Genomic DNA, 4,999 nt, shown 5'->3' with positions numbered 1-4,999 from the left:
GCAGGGCAGCGAGATTGTTTTCAGAGATAAAAGTCATAATCCTCCCTTTTCGGTTATTTCTGCTGCGATTTCTTTAATCTTCTTTTTAATAAGAACACTTCCGTCGATTTTATCTTCTTCGACTACTTGTCCGAAAGCCTTTGATAATTTGTAATAAAACTTGTTGTCGCCAGTCAGGTGCTCCCAAAAATCCGCACCGCATAAAACGGGATAGTGGGCATCGATGACTTTATAGTTTGCTGACAAATCGGTTTTTTCTCCATATAAAACTCCTACAATAAGGTCATCGAACTGAAGGTGCATCTTGTCGAGTCTTGATTTATTCATGAGATACTTGAAATGTCCCAGTATTGTGGCAATGTCATCTTTGTTGATTGTCTGCGGTCCTGCCTTGCACTGGCAATATTTGCGTCTATTGTCAATTGCATCAATGAATTCGATGTCTATGCCTTCAATTCCGGAAGCGCATCCGGTCACTTCTTCAAGGCTTGAGATAAAAGTCTGTATGTTCTGACCAAAGCTTGTGCTCAGACTTGTGGCAAGAATACGTGGATATACAAGAGCCTTGGCGAGCGATTCCGGCTTTGTGTTTCCACACAGGAACGCTGCCAGATAATTCACAAGGAAAGGATTGATATTGAATTTCCTGAGTTGAAGATTGTCGAGATTCTTCAGATGGTTAGGAATTATAATCTTTCTGAAATATTCTTTCCCGCTATTGAGGATAGCCTCTTTCTGATTTTCTGTCATGACCGTTGTTGTGAAATTTTGTATTCTGCAAGCCAAATGCAACTTGAGATGGCTTGCAGAATACAAATATAATAAAAATTTTTTTCGTGTGAAACAGTCAGTAGGTGTTGTTTCTAAGAAACTGTTTAAATATGTTCGGTCAGTCGCGGGCGGAGGTGCGGCCTTCGTAGTAGTTGATAAAGGCTTTGTTTACAAGGCGGTTGCCGCCGGGAGTGGGGTAGTTGCCGGTGAAGTACCAGTCTCCGGGGTGGTCAGGTATCGCCTTGTGCATCGCCTCCACCGACTGGAATACTATCTCGATTTCGGCGCGAGTGCCTTCCGGAGTGAGGAGTTCGGCGATTTTCGCCGCCACCTCTTCATCGGTGAAAGGGGCGTATATCTCTCTGACATAATTCACCACTTCCTCTTTCGGGAGGTCGTCCTGCTCCTTGCAACGATGATACACGCTGTCGATCACATATCGCATGCCTCTTTCCTCAAGCAATGCCATTGCAGCCTTGAAGGCTATGAACTCGCCCATGCGCGACATGTCGATGCCGTAGCAGTCAGGAAACCGCACCTGCGGCGAACTGGAGACAATCACCATCTTGCGGGGATTCAGTCTGTCGAGAATCCTTATTATCGACTGTTTCAGAGTTGTTCCGCGCACTATGCTGTCGTCTATGACAACGAGGTTGTCACCCGGGCGGATCGAGCCGTAGGTGATGTCGTAGACGTGAGTGGCGAGGTCGTTGCGGGTAGAGCCTTCGGCTATGAATGTCCGCAGTTTGATATCCTTGATCGCCACCTTTTCGCGGCGCACTCTGCGTTTGAGCACGTTGGCTATGTTTTCATCCGTAAGGTTCCCTGTCTTGGACAACCGCTGGATGTCGTGGATCTTGTTTTTTATAAGTCTGTCTTCCACACCCTCCACCAGTCCGTAGAAAGCGACTTCCGCCGTGTTCGGGATAAATGAGAACACCGTGTTGTCGATATCGTCGGAAATGGCTTTCAGAACCTGATTCACAAGGTTGCTTCCAAGAGTCTTGCGCTCGCGGTATATGTCGCGGTCGGAACCTCTGGAGAAATATATCCTCTCGAAACTGCAACGCGCGTTTTCCCCTTCCGGGAGAATGCCGTCGATACGCACGGAGCCGTCTCTGTCCACTATTATAGCCTCGCCGGGAAGGAGTTCCTTGACATCGTCGATCTGAAGATTGAAAGCGGTCTGTATCACAGGTCGTTCGCTGGCTACGACCACAATCTCGTCATCCTTGTAGTAGAAAGCGGGTCGTATGCCATGCGGATCCCGCATCGCCCACATGTCGCCGTTGCCGACAATGCCGCATATCACGTATCCTCCGTCCCAAGAGGGTGCGCAGCGTTTGAGGATATTGGTGACATTGAGGTCGCGTGCTATGGCGTGGGAAAGGTCAAGGGCCTTGAGACCGGCTTCCGTGTGCTCGCTGAAGAGACGCTCGTTTTCCCGGTCAAGTGCATGACCGAGTTGTTCAAGCAGGATGAACGTGTCGGCATAGAGTCGCGGGTGCTGCCCGGTGGCGACGATTGAATCGAATATCTCGTCGACGTTGGTCATGTTGAAATTACCGCACAGCAGCATGTTTCGCGAAGACCAGTTGTTACGACGCATGAACGGGTGTACGTAGTTTATGCCCGAGCGCCCGGTGGTGCTGTAACGCAGGTGTCCCATATATACCTCTCCGACAAAGGGAGCCGTCTCGGGGTCGGATCCTTCCGCGAGTTCCTCGGAGATTCTTTGATGGGCGTTTGCGAAAATACGGCTGATGGCATCGGAGCCCTGCGCCCGTTCGCGGAAGATATATTCCTGCCCGGGAGGAGTGTCGAGTTTCACGCAGCCTATGCCTGCGGCTTCCTGTCCTCGGTTATGCTCCTTCTCCATGATCAGATAGAGTTTGTCGAGACCGTAGAGCGCCGAACCGTATTTTTCCTTGTAATATGACAGAGGTTTGAGTAAGCGGATCATGGCGATTCCGCATTCATGTTTAATCAGTTCCATGTATTTCTATCAACGTCTTGTGCGGTAAAAAATCAGGAATTGGCTATTGCCGCCTTCATGAACGACATGAAGAGGGGGTTGGGGTGGAGCACCGTCGACTGGTATTCGGGATGATACTGTGTGCCGACAAACCATGTCAGAGCCGGAGCCTGCACGATTTCCACAAGTCCTGTGTCGGGATTCTCTCCCACGCATTCGAGTCCCGCCTCTTCGAAGCGTGAACGGTATTCCCCGTTGAATTCGAATCTGTGGCGGTGGCGCTCGCTGACTGTCTCGCGTCCATATGCCGCGGCAGGTATCGACCCCGGGCGCAGGCGGCATTCATAAGCTCCGAGACGCATTGTGCCGCCGAGATTGGAAACGCTCTTCTGTTCCTCCATGAGGTCTATCACATTATGTCGTGTCGAGGGGTTCATCTCTGTGGAATTGGCATCTTCGAGTCCGAGCACATTGCGGGCGTATTCAATCACCATGCATTGCATTCCGAGGCATATTCCGAAGGTAGGCATGTCATGTTCGCGACACCATTTCAGGGCTGTGAATTTCCCTTCTATGCCCCGCTGTCCGAATCCGGGGGCGATGATCACGCCATTCATCCCCGAGAGTTTCTCCTCCACATCGGAGGGTGAGAGTTTCTCGGAATTCACGTATGTCAGTTCAAGGCGGCGGTCGCAATATGTCGCGGAATGCATCAGCGATTCGCTGATCGATTTGTAAGCGTCCTGCAGCTCCACATATTTCCCGACGAGGGCTATCTTTACGGTTTCTTTTGCCGCATCGAGTTTGCGCAGATATTCGTTCCATGCCGCGTGATCCGGTTCTCCGATGCTTTCGGTTCCGGTGAGACTGAGCACGAGGTTGTCAAGAGCCTGCTCGTGCATCAGCTGCGGCACTTTGTATATGGTGCTGGCATCCACACTCTGTATCACCGCCTCCGGCGCCACATTGCAGAACTGAGCCACCTTTCGCCGCATGGCGGGCGGAATGTCCTTTTCAGTGCGCAGAATAAGAATGTCGGGTTGTATGCCGATCGCCTGCAGTTGTTTTACCGAATGTTGGGTCGGCTTTGTTTTCAGCTCCTTTGCAGCCTTCAGGTAAGGCACGTAGGTGAGGTGTATGCTGAGAGCGTTTTTGCCGAGTTCCCATTTAAGCTGGCGCACCGCCTCAAGGAAAGGCGTTGATTCTATGTCGCCGACAGTTCCTCCGATTTCCGTTATGACAAAATCGAACTTGCCGGTATTGCCTAAACTTTTGACGTTTCTTTTGATTTCATCGGTTATATGCGGAATTATCTGTACCGTCTTGCCGAGATAGTCGCCGCGGCGCTCCTTGTCGATTACCGACTGGTAGATGCGTCCGGTAGTGACATTGTTCGCACGTGTTGTGTGGATGTCGGTGAAACGCTCGTAATGTCCAAGGTCAAGATCCGCCTCATGGCCGTCGACGGTCACATAGCATTCCCCGTGCTCATAGGGATTGAGTGTACCCGGGTCGATGTTGATGTAGGGGTCGAATTTCTGGATTGTTACACTGTAGCCTCTGGAAAGGAGAAGGCGGGCAAGAGACGAAGATATGATGCCTTTGCCTAATGAAGACACCACGCCGCCTGTGACGAAAATGTATTTTGTTTCCACGTCTAATAAGTATTAGTACGGGATGCAAAGTTAATTATTTTCATTTAAACTCACCAAATTCAGGACAACAATTTTAAGCACTCTAAGTTGTTTTATTGAATATGCTACCTGCACACCTTAGAGCTTGTTTAAAAATAAATGTGAATTTGGTCTCGCAAGCTTGGCGCAGATTTCTTCTTGAGGAGAAGGAGCATAGTTCAATATGGTGTTTAATGGAGTAGGGGTGCGGAGGCATCTTGCGATGCTGACGGAGACATGGAGTCCGATGGCATTTTCTTCATTCTCCTCAAGCTCCGTNCCTCAGCAAGGTCGCTTAAGACCCTCGGTACCGGTAAATATCCATGCACGTTCCTTACATCTTAAACTCTGTATCTCTGTGCCTCCGTGTTAAATTTTCNAATCATATTCNGCCTCTTNCATTCCTTATTTTATTTATTCTCTAACCACTTATAACCACGGAACAACCACTTAAAAATACATAAAACCGTTTGAGTGTAGATGTAAAATTGGTTGTTACATGGTTGTTAGTGGTTGGAAAAATTAAATTGGTCTGGCTTATCTGGGATGTTGGTATTCGGCATTATGTCACATTCTGGTT

General features: G+C 49.3%; 3 protein-coding genes. All 3 read right to left on the bottom strand.

Annotated elements, in window-relative coordinates; genetic code table 11:
- Positions 1-33 precede the first annotated feature (33 nt).
- A complete protein-coding gene (locus JX312_RS09015) occupies positions 34-750 on the bottom strand; it encodes a PmeII family type II restriction endonuclease (RefSeq protein ID WP_204457768.1) in 717 nt (238 codons plus the stop codon).
- A 139-nt stretch (positions 751-889) separates the two neighbouring features.
- Complete coding sequence (locus tag JX312_RS09010; protein WP_204457767.1) at positions 890-2,767, bottom strand: amidophosphoribosyltransferase; 1,878 nt, start codon at positions 2,765-2,767, stop codon at positions 890-892.
- A 32-nt stretch (positions 2,768-2,799) separates the two neighbouring features.
- Entirely contained in the window at positions 2,800-4,401 is a 1,602-nt protein-coding gene (locus JX312_RS09005; protein ID WP_204457766.1) for a CTP synthase, read from the bottom strand.
- Positions 4,402-4,999 lie beyond the last annotated feature (598 nt).

Origin of the sequence: Barnesiella sp. CU968 (genome assembly GCF_905219685.1) — a bacterium.
GTDB lineage: Bacteria > Bacteroidota > Bacteroidia > Bacteroidales > Muribaculaceae > Lepagella > Lepagella muris_A.
The sequence above is the reverse complement of the archived record's forward strand: the minus strand, read 5'-3'. Positions and strand labels throughout refer to the sequence as shown.